Source organism: Alkalihalobacterium alkalinitrilicum (assembly GCF_002019605.1).
Taxonomy (GTDB): Bacteria; Bacillota; Bacilli; order Bacillales; family Bacillaceae_F; genus Alkalihalobacterium; species Alkalihalobacterium alkalinitrilicum.
Genome location: NZ_KV917368.1, coordinates 3257790 through 3278603 on the forward strand (window position 1 = coordinate 3257790; position 20814 = coordinate 3278603).

The 20814-nt window shown below is 35.5% G+C and carries 14 protein-coding genes; 1 reads left to right on the top strand and 13 read right to left on the bottom strand.

The genetic code is table 11. The annotated features are described in order from the left end of the window. Positions 1-38: 38 nt before the first annotated feature. Complete coding sequence (cofG, locus tag BK574_RS15755; protein ID WP_078429262.1) at positions 39-1217, bottom strand: 7,8-didemethyl-8-hydroxy-5-deazariboflavin synthase CofG; 1179 nt, start codon at positions 1215-1217, stop codon at positions 39-41. Positions 1218-1428: 211 nt separating this feature from the next. Further along, on the bottom strand, positions 1429-1758 hold the full coding sequence (locus BK574_RS15760) for a 4a-hydroxytetrahydrobiopterin dehydratase (protein WP_078429263.1): 330 nt from the start codon (positions 1756-1758) through the stop codon (positions 1429-1431). Between the two features lie 466 nt (positions 1759-2224). On the opposite strand from BK574_RS15760, the gene BK574_RS15765 reads away from it, so the two are divergent. Next, a complete protein-coding gene (locus BK574_RS15765) occupies positions 2225-3673 on the top strand; it encodes an IS1182 family transposase (RefSeq protein WP_078427101.1) in 1449 nt (482 codons plus the stop codon). Between the two features lie 205 nt (positions 3674-3878). Here BK574_RS15765 and moaD read toward each other — a convergent pair whose 3' ends face one another. The 11 genes from moaD to BK574_RS15820 all read right to left on the bottom strand — a co-directional run bounded on the left by moaD (position 3879) and on the right by BK574_RS15820 (position 20649). Next, positions 3879-4112, bottom strand: coding sequence for a molybdopterin converting factor subunit 1 (moaD, locus tag BK574_RS15770; protein ID WP_078429264.1), 234 nt, complete (start codon positions 4110-4112; stop codon positions 3879-3881). Continuing rightward, on the bottom strand, positions 4112-4582 hold the full coding sequence (locus BK574_RS15775; RefSeq protein WP_078429265.1) for a molybdenum cofactor biosynthesis protein MoaE: 471 nt from the start codon (positions 4580-4582) through the stop codon (positions 4112-4114). The genes moaD and BK574_RS15775 overlap by 1 nt, the downstream gene beginning before the upstream one ends. A gap of 147 nt (positions 4583-4729) precedes the next feature. After that, positions 4730-5998, bottom strand: a complete 1269-nt coding sequence (locus BK574_RS15780; RefSeq protein WP_078429266.1) for a molybdopterin molybdotransferase MoeA — start codon at positions 5996-5998, stop codon at positions 4730-4732. Positions 5999-6539: 541 nt separating this feature from the next. Next, a complete protein-coding gene (locus BK574_RS15785; protein WP_078429267.1) occupies positions 6540-6914 on the bottom strand; it encodes a hypothetical protein in 375 nt (124 codons plus the stop codon). 498 nt (positions 6915-7412) lie between these two features. After that, on the bottom strand, positions 7413-9026 hold the full coding sequence (locus tag BK574_RS15790; protein WP_078429268.1) for a long-chain fatty acid--CoA ligase: 1614 nt from the start codon (positions 9024-9026) through the stop codon (positions 7413-7415). Between the two features lie 325 nt (positions 9027-9351). Further along, positions 9352-10242, bottom strand: coding sequence for a DNA-3-methyladenine glycosylase family protein (locus BK574_RS15795; protein ID WP_078429269.1), 891 nt, complete (start codon positions 10240-10242; stop codon positions 9352-9354). Positions 10243-10523: 281 nt separating this feature from the next. Further along, on the bottom strand, positions 10524-11897 hold the full coding sequence (locus BK574_RS15800; RefSeq protein ID WP_078429270.1) for an aldehyde dehydrogenase: 1374 nt from the start codon (positions 11895-11897) through the stop codon (positions 10524-10526). Positions 11898-12025: 128 nt separating this feature from the next. After that, a complete protein-coding gene (rnhA, locus tag BK574_RS15805; RefSeq protein ID WP_078429271.1) occupies positions 12026-12658 on the bottom strand; it encodes a ribonuclease H in 633 nt (210 codons plus the stop codon). A 42-nt stretch (positions 12659-12700) separates the two neighbouring features. Continuing rightward, on the bottom strand, positions 12701-14059 hold the full coding sequence (locus BK574_RS15810) for an MATE family efflux transporter (protein WP_075389260.1): 1359 nt from the start codon (positions 14057-14059) through the stop codon (positions 12701-12703). A 364-nt stretch (positions 14060-14423) separates the two neighbouring features. Then, positions 14424-17630 carry a UvrD-helicase domain-containing protein gene (locus tag BK574_RS15815; protein WP_078429272.1) on the bottom strand — a complete coding sequence of 1069 codons (3207 nt, stop codon included), beginning with the start codon at positions 17628-17630 and terminating at the stop codon, positions 14424-14426. Next, positions 17623-20649, bottom strand: a complete 3027-nt coding sequence (locus tag BK574_RS15820) for a PD-(D/E)XK nuclease family protein (protein ID WP_078429273.1) — start codon at positions 20647-20649, stop codon at positions 17623-17625. The genes BK574_RS15815 and BK574_RS15820 overlap by 8 nt, the downstream gene beginning before the upstream one ends. Between the last annotated feature and the right edge of the window lie 165 nt (positions 20650-20814).

Below are 20814 nucleotides of genomic sequence, written 5' to 3' on the forward strand. Positions count from 1 at the left end.
AACACCCTTCTTCAAGAAGATTACCTAGATTATATAGTTTACAAAGGGATAACGTCTGCCCTATAACCTTGACTATCAGTAAGTTTCAGAACATAAGGAAATAGCTTCTCATCTATAAAATCTGGTTTTATATAATCTGGATATATAGGTAATCTTTGTTTTGGTACATACCCAGCTTTACGTGTAATTTCTAGCAACTGCTCTCTATGAGGCCAAGGAGATTCGGGATTAATATAATCTATTGTTAATGGTGAGATCCCTCCCCAATCATCAATGCCTGACTTTAATAATTCCTGCAAGTGTGCTGAATTTAAATTTGGAGGTACTTGTAGGTGAATTGAACCTTGAAAAATAAAATTTGCAACACAAACAGTATGAATTAAATCTTCAAATGTTGGCTCTGGATAATTAGCCATAGGTGTGTCTGGTTTCGCCTTAAAATTCTGAATAATAACTTCTGATATATGTCCATATTTTTCATGTAATTCCTTGATTTTGAACAAAGAATCAATACGCTCTTCCCATGTTTCTCCTATTCCAATTAAAATTCCAGTGGTAAAAGGTATTTTCAATTTTCCAGCTTCTTCAATGTATCGTATCCGTCTAGATGGTTTTTTGTCAGGGGCATTCCCATGTACTTCCCCTTTAGCATAGAGTCGTTCACTCACGGTCTCAAGCATCATCCCCATACTAGGGTTATATCTCCTCATACGAGCTAAATGATATCTATCCAAGACTCCGACATTGGTATGGGGCAACAACCCTGTTTCCTCTATAACCATTTTGCACATATCTTCGAGGTATTCAGGCATATTTCTATACCCGCGGCGATTTAACCATTCTCTTACTTCTGGAAAATAATCGGATTTATCACCAAGACTAAACAACACTTCTGTACAACCAAGGTCCTTTCCCTTTTTTACAATGGATAAGACCTCTTCTGGTGACATAATATTAGCCTCTGGATGATGAGGGTCCTTACGAAACGTACAGTAGGAACAATAATCCTTACATATATTTGTAAGAGGAATAAATACATTCTGTGTGTAAGACATTTCCGTACCAAAGGAACGCCTTCTTATTTTACTTGAAACATTCTGCATTTCTTTAAGAACTGAATCTGTAATACTCCCAAGTTGATAAGCTTCTTTTCTTGAAATAACTAGTCCTTGTTCTGCTTTAAACAAGATATTATCAAGATCTTTTTTTTCTATCATTTAATACCTCCCCTTCCGAATGTCTATAGTAGAAAGAATATAAAAATTCAGAAAAAACATTATATTTTCTCATAATATATTAAAATATTTATTTTGTAAAATTGCTTTATAAAATAGTAATATACTATTGTCCCGAAAGACTAAATAACCTTTCACTTAAGAGAACTTTTTTACTCATCAAACCATTTTTGAAGTGAATATACAAAATTAATTAAGAAGTTTGTATTACCTTATAGTTTATAGATTTTTCACTCATTTGGTTTTCAATTCGATTAATTTTTTGAGCCATAACTAAGTCCTTCCCTGTAACACCTTCAACATCATAAGTAGTAAGTGATATCTGAACATTAAAATCGGTTATAGATATTTGAGGATAGTGTTTTTCCTGATCCATGATTTTAGTTACTAAATAAACAAATTGCCCTGTTTTTTCAAAACTTGGAAATGAAAAGTTTTTTATAATGGCATGATTGCCTACATGTGTCCAACCAGTAATTTTAGTTATATGAGTTACTATCGTTTCAATAGGTAACTTCGTCATTTGTATTCCTCCTAAAGTATGATAATGATTAGTTAGCCTTTTTCATTTAATCTCTACTTCATTTGAAATCAGTTCTTCATACTTCTATTTTGCTAAAAAGTTTTAATTTGAACCCGTGGATTACCACCTTTGCAATATGCCTGTTCCGCTTTCTATTCGACTATTCAAGTCTCATTACAAAATCGCATTCTACTTTCCCATTAATTAAACTATTTTTCTGTCCTGCTGGAAATTCTCAACTTTCTCATCCTTTCCTCCGTTGTTTGCATTTTTAATAATTTATGCAAGATACGTGCCAAAAGTTGATTTTGCCGAGTAATTTTTCAGAACAAAAAACTCACCATCTTATAGAGAGGCCACTGAAAAAGTACCTGAAATAATAAAAGATATAGCACCTCAATTATTTGAGAGTGCTATATCTTTTTTGCTGTATAATTAAAATATCAAATTTGAGTGGGTGGATACGATGATTCAACATCAACAAGTAAACTTAAGTCCTTATATGGCGATTTATGACATAGTAGTACCGAAGGATAATGTTTTAAGAAAAATCAATGACTTAGTCGATTTTTCTTTTGTATATGAAGAATTAGTAGATAAATATTGCCTAGATAATGGACGTAATGCGATCCATCCTATTCGCATGTTCAAATACTTATTATTAAAATGTATCCACAACGTATCAGATATTGATATTGTCGAACGCTCAAAATATGATATGTCATTCAAATATTTTTTAGATATGGCGCCAGAAGATCCAGTGATTGATCCAAGTTCCTTAACGAAGTTTCGAAAACTGCGATTAAAGGATGTAAATTTATTAGACATGCTAATCAATAAAACTGTTGAGATCGCAATCGAAAAAGAAATTATAAAAAGTAAATCTATCATTGTAGATGCTACCCATACTAAGTCTCGTTACAACCAAAAATCAGCTAAAGAAGTGCTGATTGATCGCTCTAAAAATCTAAGAAAGACCATTTATCAAATAGATGAAACAATGAAAAGTAAATTCCCAACCAAAACAACATCAGATGTATTAGAAGATCAAATTGAGTATTGTGAAAAGCTAATTAAAGTCATTGAAAAAGAAGAGACTATCTGTGAATTCCCCAAGGTGAAAGAAACATTAAACCTACTTAAAGAAACGATAGCTGATGATATTGAACATCTACAATTATCCAAAGATGAAGATGCTAAAACAGGACATAAAACATCGGACTCAGCATTTTTTGGTTATAAAACACACATTTCCTTAAGTGAAGAAAGAATTATTACTGCAGCAGTTATCACAACAGGAGAAAAGAATGACGGAAAGCAACTAGAAACCTTAATTGAAAAAAGTATGGAAGCAGGTATGGAAGTTGATACTGTGATTGGTGATGCAGCTTATTCGGAAAAAGGAAATATTGAATATACAAAAACAAACGAAATGAAGTTAGTAGCTAAACTCAACCCTGTTGTCACTCAAGGTAATCGAAAAAAAGAAGATGAATTTGAGTTTAATAAAGATGCTGGTATGTATGTTTGTAAGGCTGGACACATGGCTATCAGGAAAGCACGAACTGGAAAAAAAGGTGTAGCGAAAAACCAAAAACACACATATTACTTTGATATAGAAAAATGTAAGGTGTGTCCATTAAAAGATGGCTGTTATAAGGAAGGAGCAAAAGCCAAAACATATTCTGTTACAATTAAATCGGATGTACACACAGAACAAATAGCTTTTCAAGAAAGTGATTACTTTAAAGAAAAATCCTCAGAGCGTTATAAAATAGAAGCAAAAAATAGTGAATTAAAACACCGGCACGGGTATGATGTAGCGTCATCTTCGGGTCTCGTTGGCATGGAGATTCAGGGAGCCATGGCTATGTTTACGGTGAATTTGAAAAGAATTCTGAAGTTAATTGGATAACTATAGTATGGGATTGACTTAAATTATAAGCAAAAAGAGACACCCTTATCCATTTAATGGATATAGGAACGTCTCTTTTTTGTGTGTTTATTCTTTCATCTTGAAAAACGGAAGTTTTTCAGTGGCCTCTCTTATAGATGGTGAGTTTTTTGTTCTGAAAAGTTCAACTGAGATTTCGTAAATTAAACATAAACGAGGTTTCTTTCTACCCTCCACTGACAGGTGGAATAATTGCTATTACATCGTTCTCTTTAAGGACCCTATTTTCTTCTACAAATTCCTCATTTACAGCAATCATTACATTGTCAAGTGATGGTAACGAGTATTCTTTTGATAACTTTTCTTTTAGTTCTACTAAAGTTAAATCTCTTCCTTCAATACAAAGTTCTCTTTGTCCTATCGCTTCTTCAAAAGCCGCAAAAAGTAGTATTTTAATCATTATAAATGCTCCTGTTCTGGTTTTCCTGTTGGATATTTTGTACGTTCTAACTGGTCACCTATCCATTGTTCACCATTCTCCCAATGTTCTTTTTTCCATATCGGGACAATTTCCTTAATGCGCTCAATTGCATAACGGCATGCATCAAAGGAATCTGTACGGTGAGGAGTAGAGATAGCAATGACAACTGCAATATCTGTAATGTCTAATCGTCCAATTCGATGGGTAATAGCGACATTTGAGCCGCTCCATTTATGGTTAATTTCTTTTCCAATTTGTATTAATTTCTTTTCTGCCATCGGTATATAGGCATCGTACTCTAAATACAATGTTTTCTTTCCCTTTGTTATTTCACGAACCGTCCCGATAAATGTATTTATTGCTCCTGAATGACGATGAACAACCTTATCAACTACATTTTGTATTGATATAGGCTCTTTAGTAATTAAAAAGTCTTTATTATTTTCCACTTTTTCACACACCTAATTTCTAAGTTATTTACTCTGGAAATAAACTTAATATGCTAACAAGATGTCCTACATATGTAGATTAGCTTTACGTATGTGAACCTTACTACTATTACTATATTCTTTTATTCATTACTTTCTTAAGCACATTTATTTGTCCCAAGACCAATTACTACCTTCTTCATTCAAAAGAAGAATATCTACCATAGTTCCTTTCTCATAACCTTTTTCCCCTCCTGGGAGAATTATGAGGGCATCAGCATTAGCTAATATAGTAACATTACTAGATTTATCTATTCCAGTACTCGAAACTACTAAACTTCCATTTTGATATGATTTCTTACCACGAACAAAACGTGTAAACGAGTTTGGTTTCGTAAAATTTTCCATTAAGGTTGCCTGGATTTTTTGTAAATGTGGTTTTTCAGATTTAAAATAACTTTTTAACCAAGGCCGAGCATAAAGTTCGAATCCAACATAACATGCAGAAGGATTTCCAGACAATCCGAATAAGAGTTTTCCATTCAATTCAGCCACAGTAGTTACACTCCCAGGCCTCATTGAAATTTTATTAAATAAAACATTGGCTCCTAGCTTTTCATAAATAGCTGGTAAAAAATCATAATCCCCGACCGAAACACCCCCAGTGGTAATTAAAAGATCTGCTTTTTCCAACGCTTTTGTAATAGCTTCATAGCATCGTTCAAAATCATCATCCAATTTTCCAAAATAATAAGGTTCTGCACCTACTTTTTTTACTTGTGAAGTAACCATATAAGAATTACTATTGCGAATTTTACCTAATTGAAGTTCTTCTTGCACATCTAATAACTCCGTTCCAGTTGCATAAATACCAACAACTGGCTTTTTAATAACAGGTACTTTGGCATAACCAAATGTAGCCAGCAATGCTATTATACCTGGATTTATCCTTCTCCCTCTTTCAATAAGTTGCGTTCCCTTTTGGGCATCTTCTCCTTGAAAGTTAATGTTATCACCTTTTTTAAAAGATTGATTAATTACAACATATTTCTTTTGGTCTCGACTTATTTCTTTAGTTAGCTCTAGCATAACAATGACGTCCGTTCCTTCAGGCATTTTTGCACCAGTCATTATTCGAATAGCTTGTCCTTCTTTTATTTCTTTCTTTGCAACTGTACCTGCACCAACCTCTTCAATAATCTCTAACTCAACTGGCTTTTCTAAAGTAGCGTTCCTTGTATCTATTGCTCTAATAGCAAACCCATCTAATGGTGAACGATCAAAAGGTGGCACATCATGATCTGCTACTATTGGCTCTGCTAAATATCTACCATCACTTTCTTCTATTGATATGTATTCTATTTCCCCGTGCTTTTTGTATTCTAAAACTTTTTTTACTGCTTCTCTTACCGTAATGATTTCTCGCTTTGTTAACATCCTTTTCACACCTTTCTAAATCTTATTCTTTCATTCTAACAAACAGTTGTAATTATTTATTGAATTTTACAAATTTTTTTTGCTGGATAAAGGTTATTTCATTATATATATATCTATAAACTGTTTACCTCTAATATAGGGTATGTAATGATTCTTACTTCCACATTCACTGTTTCCTAATTATATATGTTTGTAAATTAGAGGTACAATAATGAATATTGAAAAAAATAAAATAAAAATTTCTAAAGTTAAAAAAATTTCAATTTATAAAATAATTTATTGGAAATTTTTATTAACAACCTGTTCAACTTTTATTAGGTAAAAATTGTAAGTAATCTGCAGTTTTTTGCACCTTATTTAAGCCATTTTTAATTTATTCTATATCCTGTTCTTAACTTTTAAATCTTTGTATTTTTCATCAGCTACACAATATACCTTAATTGCTTACTTAATCTTTATCCACATCCAATGCTTTTCCCTGATCGCCCACTGATTTAAATGTTCTATTTTTTTATTTATCATGATGCCTTCTCAATTCCATTTATCTTCTTCTCCGCTTTAGCACTACTAGGTTCGTCCCTTTTACTTTTACATATGGTCGAACATAACTCCTGTAGCTGATCGCTGCTAAAACATACACAATCGTAATTACAGGAATAGGGAGAATTAAAGCCTCTAATAGAACACGTAAAATTCCACCATGGTCTTTAAATGTTGATATCGAACTATAAAGTGCTAACTGAGAAGTACTATAAAACATTAGCATGACTAGAACATTTATTATATGAAAAAAAAGTGATAGTCGACGTTCTTTTGTTTCACGTTCAATGTTCCACTGAATTAATAAAACAAGGATCATAGAAATTAGGGCTGCGATTATTGAAATCGTATTAATTACACCATTTGTAAGTGACATATACTTATCCCTCGTTATAAAAAGATTTCTTTTATTATGTGCAATTTTTAATTTCTATTTGCAAAAATTAGAAAAACATGAAAAATATTTTTAAATAAACGTTTAATTAATTTGAATAAGAAACACAACGGTTCCAATCAGAACAGTGACTACACCAAAAATGTTCAACCATATTCTTTTCATAAACGACCTTTCCCCGAGATCGGTGCGTAATTGTTACACAATATCCTCTCTTAAGACTTCTGTATAAGGGAACCTCCAAGCTCTTTTAAATTTCACCTTAACCTTTAAATAAAGTTCGTATTACTTGTATTTTACCAACTTGGAATTATTGGTGAGGACTGGAAATAAATTATTCTACACAAAAAAGAGGTAAACTCCATAAAATATGTGTACCCTCAACACGTCTAGATGCTTAACATCTTACGTTAATGAAGGGTACACAGACATTTAAGAGTCTTCCTCTTAATTCCTACTTACAACTATCTTTACAGTAGTTTACTGAATTTGAAAATGCTCATTTAACTGATCACGTAACGCTCTTTTCAAGAATTTACCAACCGATGTTTTTGGAATTTCATCTAAAAAGACAACATCATCTGGTAACCACCATTTTGCAAATAGTGGTGTTAAAAACTCGATAATATCTTCTTTCGTTACTTTTCCTTTATATTGTTCATGTAAAACAACGCATGCTAATGGTCTTTCTTGCCATTGTGGATGAGGGATGGCAATAACGGCAGCTTCAAATACCGCATCATGAGCCATTAATCCATTTTCTAAATCAACAGATGAAATCCACTCGCCACCACTCTTAATGAGATCCTTTGTGCGGTCTACAAGTTTAATGACTCCCTCATCGTCAACTGTTGCCACATCTCCAGTATGAAGCCAACCATCACGGAACGCCTCTTTACTTCTTTCATCCTTATAGTACTCGTTGGCAATCCAAGGTCCACGGATAAGTAATTCTCCCATTTCTTCTCCATCCCAGTTCACTTCACCATTTTGACCGACTACTTTAATCTCAAGTCCAGGAACAACTAACCCTTGTTTTGCTCGAATCGCAAGCTTTTCTTCTTCTGGTAAATCTGTTTGATAGCTTTTTAGTGTGGATGCGGTAACGATTGGGCATGTTTCCGTCATTCCATATGCATGAAGGAAAGGAATTCCGTATTTCACTTCAAATGCTTTAATCATTGCAGCTGGAGCAGCGGATCCACCACATAATACAGCTCTTAAACTACTTGTATCGTAGTTATTTTCCTCAAGTTCTTTTAATAGTCCTAACCAAATCGTTGGAACTCCTGCAGTAAGTGTTATTTTTTCGCTTTCAATAAGCTCAGCCAAAATTGTTGGAGTAAACTGGGCTCCTGGCATAACTTGTGAAGAACCAAACCACGTTGCTGCAAATGGCATCCCCCATGCATTAGCATGGAACATCGGAACAACAGCCATACAACGATCTCCCTCTGAAATCGCTGCTGTATCTACTAATCCAAGCGCCATACTATGTAAGAATATGCCACGGTGTGTATACACAACCCCTTTTGGATTCCCTGTTGTAGCAGATGTATAACAAATCCCTGCTGCTGAGTTCTCATCTATATCTTTAATAAACTCAAACTCTGGGTTTCCTTCAGCCAATAATTCTTCATAGGAATAAACAGGTGACAAACTTGTTTCTGGTACTTCACCATCTGTCATGACAACATAGGCTTTAACTGTTTTCAACTCGTCTTTTACATTTTCAAGTAATGGTAAGAGGTCACTATCTACTAGCATAACTTTGTCTTCAGCATGGTTGACAATGTAGGAAATATGCTCAGACGATAAACGAATGTTAACCGTATGTAGGACAGCCCCCAACCCTGGAATACCAAAGTAAGCTTCTAGATGTCGATGTGAGTTCCAAGCAAACGTAGCCACTCTATCACCTTGTTCAACACCTAATTTTTGTAACGCACTAGCTAACCGTCTTGTTCTCTCTCCAATTTCACGGTACGTATGTCGTTTTACCCCAGCTGGTGTTCTTGTGATAACTTCTTTTTTCGGAAAATACTTTTCTGCTCTTTCCATCATAGAAGAAATATTTAATGGTACATTCATCATAAGAGAAACTCCTCCTCAAACTCATTTAATATTTATAATGTCAGCTTAAAAAGCTGTATTACACATTTTTATGACACCATCACCTTAGTATCACATTCCAGATAGCTTACAATTAAGGTAGAAAAGCTGAGCATTCGCTCTCCCGCTTACATTTTTCACTAAGCACCTAGTTGTAAGCGCTTCCTATTTTATGTTTTTTATCAGCTGTCTCTATTGAGTTAAACAATGTTTCGCTATTCAAATGGTAGTTTAAAACTCATTCAATTATATAGTATTGGTCCATTCACACACTTTAAAATCATATGTTGGAAAGTGCTCTACCATTCTATTTTTTTGTTAAATGTTCAAGTAGGTGAGGTTGCTCAACACTAAGCCATAAATACAGACTTGCATAACTTGAATATGGCTTCCAATCTTTTGCCATTTCTATAACTTCCTCAGCTTTTGGTTTGGTGTCCAATTGGTATAAGCGTTTTAAAGCATTTTGGATCCCAACGTCTGCAGCTGGCAATAAGTTAGGTCGCCCTAAACCAAATAATAGGAAGCTTTCTGCTGTCCACTTTCCTATCCCACGAATCTGTACTAATGTCTCCATTACTTCTTCATCTCGCTGATCGCGGAAGGCTTCCAGATTGACTTCGCCACTCATAATTCGTTTAGAAGTATCAATGATATATTCCGCTTTTCGTTGACTAAACTGTAATTTACGAAGTTGTTCGACTCTCAGTTCACAGACCTGCTCTGGGCGTGGGTAAAATAACACACCCTCTATTTCGTAACCAAACTCATTAACAAATCGAGAGGTCAGTTCGTGTGCAAACTTCATATTTAACTGTTGATGTATAATTGTTTTCATTAAACACCCATATAAATCAAAATCACAAACAATGGGTGCACCATGAAATATTTCAAATAAAGCTGCTAGCTTCGTATGCTGGAAATGTTCTTTAATCGGTTGAAGATCAACGTTCCATAGAAAAATAGTCTCTAATTTTTCAAGTGTCTTTTCTTTGTCAGAAATATTTCCACTAATGATTACTTTCGTTGTATCGTCTGTTTGAGAAAATGAGAGCGTTACAACTTCATTTTCAGCATATATTGGAACTTTAACTTCTTGATTTATGAGATCAACAACATGGAGTGGATCATTCGATAACCTTTTAAGCATATGTGAAACGGAATAAGGTGTTTTGATTTCAAGTATCATTTCATTCATATAGAAAACTCCTTACTGGTTTCATTAAAAAAATTATCATAAATTACACTAGTTATATAATACGCTACGATTTCCTTTTTTCCTCCTTTAATTTACAAAAAATTTAGTATTTTAAATATTTAATTGTATTTTAAAGTCAAAATGCAATCATACTTACTCAAAAACCAAAAGGCTGTCCCATTTTAGTTATGCCGCTCTAACTCTACCAATATAGTTTCATTAAAATAATGAAACCTTATCACCATTAGAAACTGACATAGACAGCCTATTATATTGGAAACTTATTTTATTAATCGCCTTAATATACTCAATCCACCTTTAGTATTGTGATACCTAAAGGGGATATCCATTTTCGTTGACTGGTGTAACACACCTTTATCGTGTGAAAATGCGTCAAAGCTATATTTACCATGATATGCACCCATTCCACTCGAACCTACACCACCGAAAGGTAGTTGAGAGGAGCCTACATGGTAGACAACATCATTAATACAACCCCCACCAAACGATATATGGGTAATAATATGTTGCTCTGTCTTTTTATTCTCTGTAAATAAATACAGTGCTAATGGATTAGGACGTTTTCGAACCATTTCGATTACTTCTTTTTCAGTTTCATATTCAAAAACGGGAAGAATTGGTCCAAAAATTTCCTCCTGCATAACAGCGGAATCCAAAGAAACATTTTCTAAAATTGTCGGCTCGATAAAGCGACGTTCTTTAATAGAACGTCCACCGAAAATAATTGTTCCATCTTTCATATAATTGGTTAAACGGTCAAAATGTCGTTCATTAACGACCATCGGGAAATCAGAGTTTCGTGAAACATCCTCACCAAACTGCTCCTTAATTTGTTGAGTTAATTTGTCTAAAAATTGTTCTTTGATACTTCTATGCACGAGTAAATAATCAGGAGCGACACATGTTTGTCCTGCATTGGTGAATTTCCCCCAGACGATACGTTTGGCAGCCACATCTAACTTTGCATCTTTATGAACAATCGTCGGACTCTTTCCGCCAAGTTCAAGCGTAATTGGCGTTAAGTTCTTCGCTGCAGCTTCCATGACAACCTTTCCAACCGCAACACTGCCTGTAAAAAAGATATGGTCAAACTTCAAAGCTAGAAGTGCTTTACTTGTTTCTACATCGCCTTCAACAACTGCAATATACCGTTCCTCAAACGTCTTTTGTAAAATATGAGTAAGTATGGCTGATGTATGTGGTGTTAATTCAGATGGCTTAATTACTGCACAACAGCCTGCGGCCATTGCTCCAATTAACGGAGCAATTGTTAGGTTTACGGGGTAATTCCACGGAGAAATGATTAATGAAACACCATACGGCTCGGGATAAATATAACTACCAGAGCCGACATGCGTCATTGGCGTCTTGACTTTCCTGGGCTTCGCCCAGCTTTTTACATGTTTCACTGTTTCAGAAATTTCATTATAAAGGACACCAAGTTCAGTAAGATAGGCTTCAAAATCAGACTTATTTAAATCTTTTCGTAACGCTTCACCAATTTGCTTTTCATTAGCTTTTAAAGCTTTTTTTAGTTTCTTAAGTTGTTTAATACGAAAATGAATATCCTTTGTCTCTCCACTATAGAAATAATCTTTTTGCATCTGAAGAAGTGTTTCATACGATTCGCTCATAACAATTCCCCCATCTCAACTTGTTAAAAGTCTTTCATGTAACCTTAGACCTTGTTTGATGTGTTTATTTTCTCCCTTTACAACTCCACATAGAGCACAAAGGCTAACTTCTATCAGTAAAGGGATTGTTATTTACGCCCATAATCGGCCTTAATTTCTCCCCATAATTCAGTATGCCACTTGAGAATTGGATTTTTGTATGTGTTCGTCTTTAACCACTTTTCTGCTCGTTCCACTAACGACCATATATACTCAGTCTCTTTATCACGTTTTAAATTTGAATTTACTTTTTTATCTTTTACCCATTTCATCGCTGTTTTTGAATCCGAGTAAACTGGTGTCTCTTCTTTTCCTTGTTGTTTTAACCATGCTAATCCATGAACGATCGCTAAAAATTCACCCATATTATTCGTACCAATATGTATTTCGGGATGTGAGAATAAAATTTCTCCTGTTTTAGTATGAACTCCTTTATATTCAACGATTCCAGGGTTTCCTCTACAACCAACATCGACCGATACACTGTCCCAAATGACATCACCTACTGGCGCTTTAACTTTTGATTGAACTGACTTTTTTGCAAACGAATTCTTTATTGGGGCTTTGCCATTTGAAAAAGCAGCTTCCGCTTCTGCTTTACTTTCGAACGATTTAAATCGTGCTCCTTGAAATCCTTTAACTTGCTTTTCACATTCGGCCCATGTGTTAAATATTCCTGTTTTTCTTCCACTCCAAACCACATAATATTTCTTTTTAGCCAATCCTCTCACCCCAATTTAAATTTATAATACAATTTATTTCCTCTAAAGTTTTGTGTCTACGACGAACTTTCTTTGAACTACAATTAATCGATACAATAATGCGATAGCACAACATGCAAGTCCTGTTATTAAACCAACCCAATATCCATATGGTCCAAGCGGTGTAAAATTGGCGGTTATATAACCCGTAGGAAGTCCAATAATCCAAAAAGAAACAAGTGCCATGACGAACGGTATATTAACGTCTTTATAACCCCTCAATGCTCCTTGAATTGGTGTTGCTAGAGCATCAGAAATTTGGAAGAAAATGGCATACAAAAGAAAGTGTTGAATTAAGAGTAACACGATCGGATCATTGGAATAAAGTTCAGCTACTGGTCCTCTTGTGACATATAAAATTAATGAAGCAACAATGGAAAATAAAACAGCAAACCCGATCCCTAAATAGCTATATTGCTTTGCATCTTGCAAACGTTTTGCTCCAACTTCATATCCAACCGCAATCGTTAACGCAAATGCAATGCTCATGGGTATCATATAAAGTAAAGAAGCAAAATTAATAGCAGCTTGGTGTGCTGCGATCGTTTCTGTGTTAAATTGACTCATCAGTAAAGTAACTGCTGCAAAAATACTCGTTTCAAAAAAGATAGTAAACCCAATCGGTAGGCCTAGTAACAATAGCTCTTTCCAGGCTGAAAAGGAAAAACGAAAAAAAGTTTTAAAAATTAGATATTCTGAAAATGGACGAACTTTTATAACAACAAAAAGAGCAATACCGAATATAAACCAATAAGTAATAGAAGAGGCGTATCCTGCTCCGATCCCCCCCAACCTCGGAAAACCAAAGTAACCAAAAATAAGAATATAGTTAAAAAAGATGTTAATCGGTAAGGCAAGGAGCGTAATAACCATCGTTACACGCGTTTGCCCAAGTGAATCAAAAAAACATCGAAGAACAGTATATAAAAATAACGGTAAAATACCAAATGACAATCCAATTAAATAATGTTTAGCAATATGCCTTACTTCATCTGTTAAACTCATTACGTTAAGGAGGGGATTAAGAACGAAAACACCAGCTATGATAATGACAGCGACAATCGCCAAAGATAAGTATATCGCTTGAATTACAGAAAAAGCCACGTTATCATACTTTTCAGCCCCTATTTCTTGCGCTAATATCGGCGTTAGTGCCATTAATATTCCAACAAGACCTGTAAAAATAGGTAACCAAATACTTGATCCAATCGCTACACCCGCTAAATCATCGGCACCCGCTTGTCCTGACATTGTTGTATCAAAAAAATTCATTCCATAAAGTCCTAGTTGTGTAATTAGAATGGGGACGAGGATATACATTAACAATCGTAACTTTTCCCGCCACGTTTTAGTTTGTTTCATGGTGCGACCCACTTTCTTTTCTCGAACATTATCTTCAAATACTATTACAACGAATTTATATATTAATGTCTAGTAATTGCTAGATAATTATTTATACAATTAAAGAAAAGGCGCCAGACACCATTAACGATTCCAAAAGTTAAGGGTGTTAGCACCTTTTCAACCACTTTATTTTTTTATTTAAGTCTAAACTTATCCACATGGTTTGCTAACTTATTGGACATTGCCGTAATCGCACCAACATTATTGACCATATTCTTTAGTGCTTCACATTGCTCTTCAGAAGAAGCTGCCACTCCTCAGCTACTATAGGCTTGATATCATAACAGGAGGCAGCACAAAACAGTCATCCACAAAACTTTCTTTATTCATTAATTGATACACAGTTTTGGGTTTGAACAAAATAAATATTCATTTCTCCTACTGGTTCATTCGTCATTTCTTCCCAAGCTTGTTTATACAAATTAATTTGCTTTGCATAATGCATTTTAAGCTTTTCAATATCTTCTTTTTTAGTAAAACGATCCGTCTTATAATCAACAATAATCCACTGGTCATTTTCTTTGAATATCAAGTCGATGATACCCGTTAATAACGTCTCACCCTTTTCTTCTCGGAACAGTGGATGACCTTCTTGGATTGACACTGTAAACGGTATTTCTGCATACCATTCGTCAGATTGCTTACACCTTTCCCAAAGCGCCGATTGTAGAAATGCTTCAATGGCATCATTTACTTCTTTTGCACGCTCTATTGGGAATTCATATTTTACAAGAAGTTCTTCAATAACCTCGTTTCTGTCCCCTTTTCCCTGTAACACAGCTTCAAAAGCTTCATGAATGACACTCCCCCAATCCTTTCCACCGCCAGTCTCTCGTGCTATCCCAAGCAATGAAATGTCATCTTCTGTACGATCGGTCGGTCGCTCCATTTCATATGTCTTTTGTATTAATCGATCAGCCCAGTGCAATACTTGTTCTTTAATTCCTTTCCATTCTTCTAAGTCAATTACTTTTCTATTCGATACTTCGGGCTTAACAATATCTTCAGGTACCTGAAAATCTTCTAATTTTATGCCTACAATTAAATCATGCCATGGATTATTTTTTTCATTTCCCTTATCCATGTTACTAATTACGAGTGTTGTTTCTGCACGAGTCGCTGCCACATAAACGAGACGCATTTCCTCGGCTCTTAAATATTCATACTCTTCCGCCTGTAATTGTCTCCAGTTTGGCGGCTGAGCCATCAACTCATCTTTTTCATTATTAAAACAGAAGTATCCAATCGATTGTTCTTGCTCACGTTGAATGTGTCGGCCAATTTTACCTTTTTGATCAACAAACTTCTTTGGATGTGCTAGAAATACAATCGGTGCCTCTAGTCCTTTTGATTTATGAACATTCATCACACGAACTGCATTTTCTTCTTCTGGTAATGTCATTTCCTCCATGGATTCATCGACAATAAGTTGTTCTAATCGTTCAACTACTGAATGAAATTCAGATTGTCCGCCCGCTTCATAAGCCCTTATTTTTTCAAGTACTTGGTATACTCTTGTATAGTCGCGTTTATTTTTTTCTAAATTCATATACAATGGCAATAAACCTACATCCATCATAATCTTTTCTATTGAAGTTGAAGGCATATCCCTCCTACGCCATAAGAAATACTGTCTTAATTTGTCAAAAGCAATCGTTAAAATTTCTCGATCCGCTGTTTCTAATGACTCGGGAATGTTTGCAAATAACGAGAGTCTTCCCCCATTAGTTGTAAAATGATACAAAAGCTTATCACTCACTCCAAAGAAAGGGCCTCTTAATACTGCGGCAGCGTAAAGAGAGTTTGTTGGTTCCGCTAAAAACTTTAATACGTATAATAAAGCACGCAGCTCTTCATCCTCAGCTAAACTTACCTCTCCTGTTGTCATCACAGGAATACTATACTCTTCTAACTTTTTCGCATAATCATCAATTCCACCGTTATAACGAGTAAGAACCATGAAATCTCGAGGTTGTGCTTCATTGTTCATAAGTTTGGATCGAATATACCTCGCAATTCCATCCGCATCGGCTTCAATAACTTCCGCTGTTTTCCTAGCATTTGGAACGGTCCATTTATATATGCCCATTTGTTGATCTTCGTCGGGCTCATTTCTTTTAACGGAATTTAACGGTCGATAGGCAGCTTGATAACTTGTCTCTTGTTCAGGAAGGTGTTGAATAAACACTTGATTTAAAGGCTCAGTAACAAGACTTGTTGTTCGGAAATTCATCGTTAAGTTAAGAGCCTCCCCACCTGTACTTGCAATCATTTCTTTCACTCGCTGATAAATATCGATATCCGCACGTCGGAAACGGTAAATCGACTGCTTCGGATCACCTACTACAAATAGGGATCCTTGACGTGGTGTTAACTTTGTCCAATTTTTTTCTTCCGCTTCTTCACCTGTCAAATACATCATGAGTTCTGCTTGGATCGGATCAGTGTCTTGAAACTCATCCACTAGAAGACATCTGTACTTTTTTTGAAAATATCGTCGAACTTCACTATTTTCTTTTAATAGTTTCGCCGATTCCGAAAGGAGGTCTTGAAAGTTTAGGGAAGAACGCTTCTTTTTAAGGTCTTGATAGTACACTAATGCTGGATTTAGGAACGGAATTAGTTGACTATGACAATACTCAAACCAACTTTCTAATACAGGTGCCACTGATTCTGAAAGTATAATTTGTCGTTCATCCCTTATTTCTTTAGCTACATCATTATCTTTCCAGCGGTTTAACGTCACTGTTGTTTTCTTTTGATATGGTCTTAACATTGAAACTTTTGTTTTATCTTTGCTTATATCAAAATATTTCAATTCTCGAATCGTCCGAACAATTTTCTTTTGTAGAGAGTCGTACCCTTTATCAGGTTCTTCATCAGGAAGATTCGTTTTCACATACTCAATAAACGCTTTTAGTTCTGAAAAAACTTCATCCAAAGTTGGTCTATCTGTTTCTTCATAAAACCATATAACATCCGCATATTCGCGTAACTCATGCAAGTTTTCTCTTAATGAAGCGACATCAATCCCTAACTCCGCTAGTTCATTAAGTTTTTCAGGCGATTTTATACGAACATCATTAATATATCGTTCCCACGCTTCATCAGCGATCATCTTGTCCTCACGCTCATCTAACTCTTTAAAGTCAAAGTCTAGCCCCGCTTCGACTGGACGTTCACGTAATAACCTAGCACAAAAGGAATGAACGGTTCCTAAATAACACTGATCAAAGTCTGCCAATGCCCGTTCGATTCTATCTTTAATCACGGAATCTGTTATTTCTTTTCTTCTTTTCTCTAATTCCGTCTGAAAGCGTTCCTTCAGTTCATCTGCAGCTTTTCTTGTGAAAGTAATCGCAACAATCTCACGAATTTCATACGTGCCTGTGGTTACTAAGTTTGCCATTCTTTGAACAAGACTGTATGTTTTCCCTGACCCTGCTCCTGCTTCCACAAGAAAGTTCGTATCCAAGTCCTGCATAATTTTATCTCTTTCATTCTTGTCCATTAAAACGACATCAGTCATACGAGCGCACCTCCTTTAGTCGCAGTGCTCCGAATGCATTTTCTTCTTTTTGTTTCTTCTCAATTACCTCTTCTTGATACGTATGACGCTGACATACCATCTTAAAATCACAGTATTTACAATCCTCTACTGAATCGGTGTATGGAAAATGGCCTTTGGCTAACAATTCACATAAATGTTCAACGATCGTTAGAAATTGTTCCCTTTCTTGAGCACTATGCTTTCGCTCAATTCTCTCCCCTTGCCCTTTAAGTGTTGGAAAGAAATACGTGCTCGAACTAACCTGAGCATTTTTATGAGCAAACAGCTTCTCAAACGCTAGAGCATAAAGACTATGTTGAAGTTTGCGTCCACCATTAAAATAAGCCTTATCTGAGTAGCCGTAAGAACTACCTGTTTTATAATCGATAATTGCATAAAGTCCGTTTGCAAGACGATCAACTCTATCTATCTTTCCACTTAAACGGATCGATTCCCCATTTGATAAATCAATAGTCGCTGGATCTTGTCCACCGATACCGAAATGATATTCAAAAAATAGCGGTTCCCCGTCATCACTCGCCTCTTCTTCTGCTTTAAGAAAAACAGAACAGGATTCTAATATTTCTTGGCGCTCTAGCAAATAGATAATTTCACTTGGAGGTGGATTACTTTCACGCTCTTTTTGTAACACTTGATCCGCTATGTCTATTATAACGTCTATGTGTTCCTCTACTTTTGGCTTTTGTTTGGACGCTTTGATCTGTTCATAAAAGCGCTCAAAAACTTCATGTAATAAGCTCCCTCTTGTTGGAGGTGTTAACCATTTGTACATATCAAATTCTTCTACTTGTTCTTCTTCAACATATAAAATATGCTTTAAAAAGTATTTATAAGGACACGTCCCAAGCATTTCTAGCTTACTTGTTGTAATCTTCATGTTTTCATTCTTTCTAGGATCATGTGAACCATGATCATATTCAATTCGGCCATCAAACTCAGTAAATAGATCGTTACGACGCGCATATCTAGCAACTTGCGCTTGCATTAAGTGCCTATATGGCTCTTGGCGATACAATTCTACGTCCATTTGGTGATTACTCCATAACTGAGTTGCCCACCATTCACTTTCATGTAACACATTCTCAGCTTCTTTTTGAATAAAATGAACATCACTTTGCAGAACTTTAGCTAGCTCTTCACCCGTTACACCAGGTTGTTTGGTTTTCAAACGATAAGCTTGTAAAAATAAATGAGAAGGCGCCGTTCTTCGATTTTCTACCGTATCTAAAAATGGATAACTCATTTGAACATGACCTTTTGTCGTCAATAATAACTGTACAAACAAATAAAAATTCCGCTTCACAAACTCGCGACCTAGCGTCATTTCAGGGTGAATAGCCTTTCTTTCCACATCAAGAAGAATAGGGTCTTCTTTTTGTCGACCAGGGAATCTTCCATTATCTAAACCAACAATAAAGACATGAGGACGGTCTAAATACAAACCAATACGATGCGGCGATACATGAAGATGTCCAGGCTTAGGCATTGATGCACCAACAGTTAGCTTCATAAGCCATTGTTCTGTATCGCTCATCACCTCACCTAATGTCATTTCACCTACTGCTAGGTGTTCAACTTCGGTGATGACTTCTAGTAGTTGGTTTTTAGCAGACGTATTTAACCCATTATTAGAGTGATCCTCGATTAACAGTAAATCTTTTAAGGCTGTTAACCAACCCTTATAAGAAACCTTACTATACGTCTTATCTCCATCGAACCGGCGCATCCATGGATTTAACCACTTCAGTAATTGTTTATACTCTCCTAACTTCCTAAGAACGCGTTGATTTCCCTCATCCTCACTCACTGTCTGAGCCAAATCTGCGATTTTTTCATTTACCTTTTGTAAGTACCTTTCTTTTCCCCATTGAATTTCAGCATCTTGTAGAAGGGAAATGACCTTCTCACCAGAAATTTCAATAGAATCAAAGGAAATACACCCTTCTCGGATGAGCTTTGCAAGGACGTTCACACTATAATTTTCCCGTATCCATTGAAATACTCCCTTAATAAGCTTCCCTGGCTTTGTTAGATTTAGAGGAACTCCTTCAGCAAAAGTGACGGGGACATCTTGTTTTTGAACAAAACGAAGGACACTCTCTACGTATGGACGAGCGTTTGTATAGAAAATGACCGACTGATCAAAGGACAATTTTTGATTTTTTAATTGTCTAAAGACATTTTGAACTTCTTCATCTTCACTAATGGCCGCCTTTAAAGTTACATCAGGGACTTCAAGTGATTGTTCAATTTGGTATAAATAGCTGAATGGATGTTGTGTTTCAATTTGCATATTTGGTTGAACCATTGTTGAAAGTGACTCTAACCCTGCAATAGTGGGAAGTCCTAAGGCAATGACATTTGCACCTTTGGTGTAGTGTAGAAAAAAATCTTTTTCAATTCGGTAATAGGCTTCATGAGGGAAAAATAAATACAATACTTTGCGGCGTGGTTCTACTTCTCGTTGTAGCGCTAACTCAAAAATATCTCCATCATCAAGCAACTGGTTTTCTTGCCGTTTTAGTTCATAAGCTTGAAATAACTTAAGCAAATCTTCTCCTTTCTCAGTCTTAAGAAAGGCCTGCTTCGGAAACGAATTAACTGCTACTCGAGCCTGCTTTAAATCTAATATAGCTTGATAGATCGCTTGACTAAATGCGGAAGTCAACTGAACAGAATGAAAGTAGGATAATTGCTTATTTCTTTTTAAATTTTGAAGTTCTGAAAATATGTATTGTTTACCGATCTGGTAAGGCATCCGTTCATAACCCGCTTTTTTCATAATGGGTTTGGAAAGCTCTAGCGCTAAATCCATAAACGTTTTCACTTTAACATTGAGTACAGGTTGACCTGCTCTTGCTAACGCTTGAATGGCTAATTGCCCATCTCTGTGGGAAGGGACAACAAAGATCTTTTCCGTTATCATATGACTGGAAATAATCTCCTTTAACTGTTCAATAATAGGATGAGGATTCATAGTTACGTTACCTCCTAGCTTATAGTAAATTACACTTCATTATACAGGAATTTCTAATTGCAAACGATCTTGTCCAACTCAGATTAAACACGAACGCAAGTTCTTATTTTTAGTATATCAAACTCTCCATCTATTTGACTAGTATTATTCAGTATATATTTCATT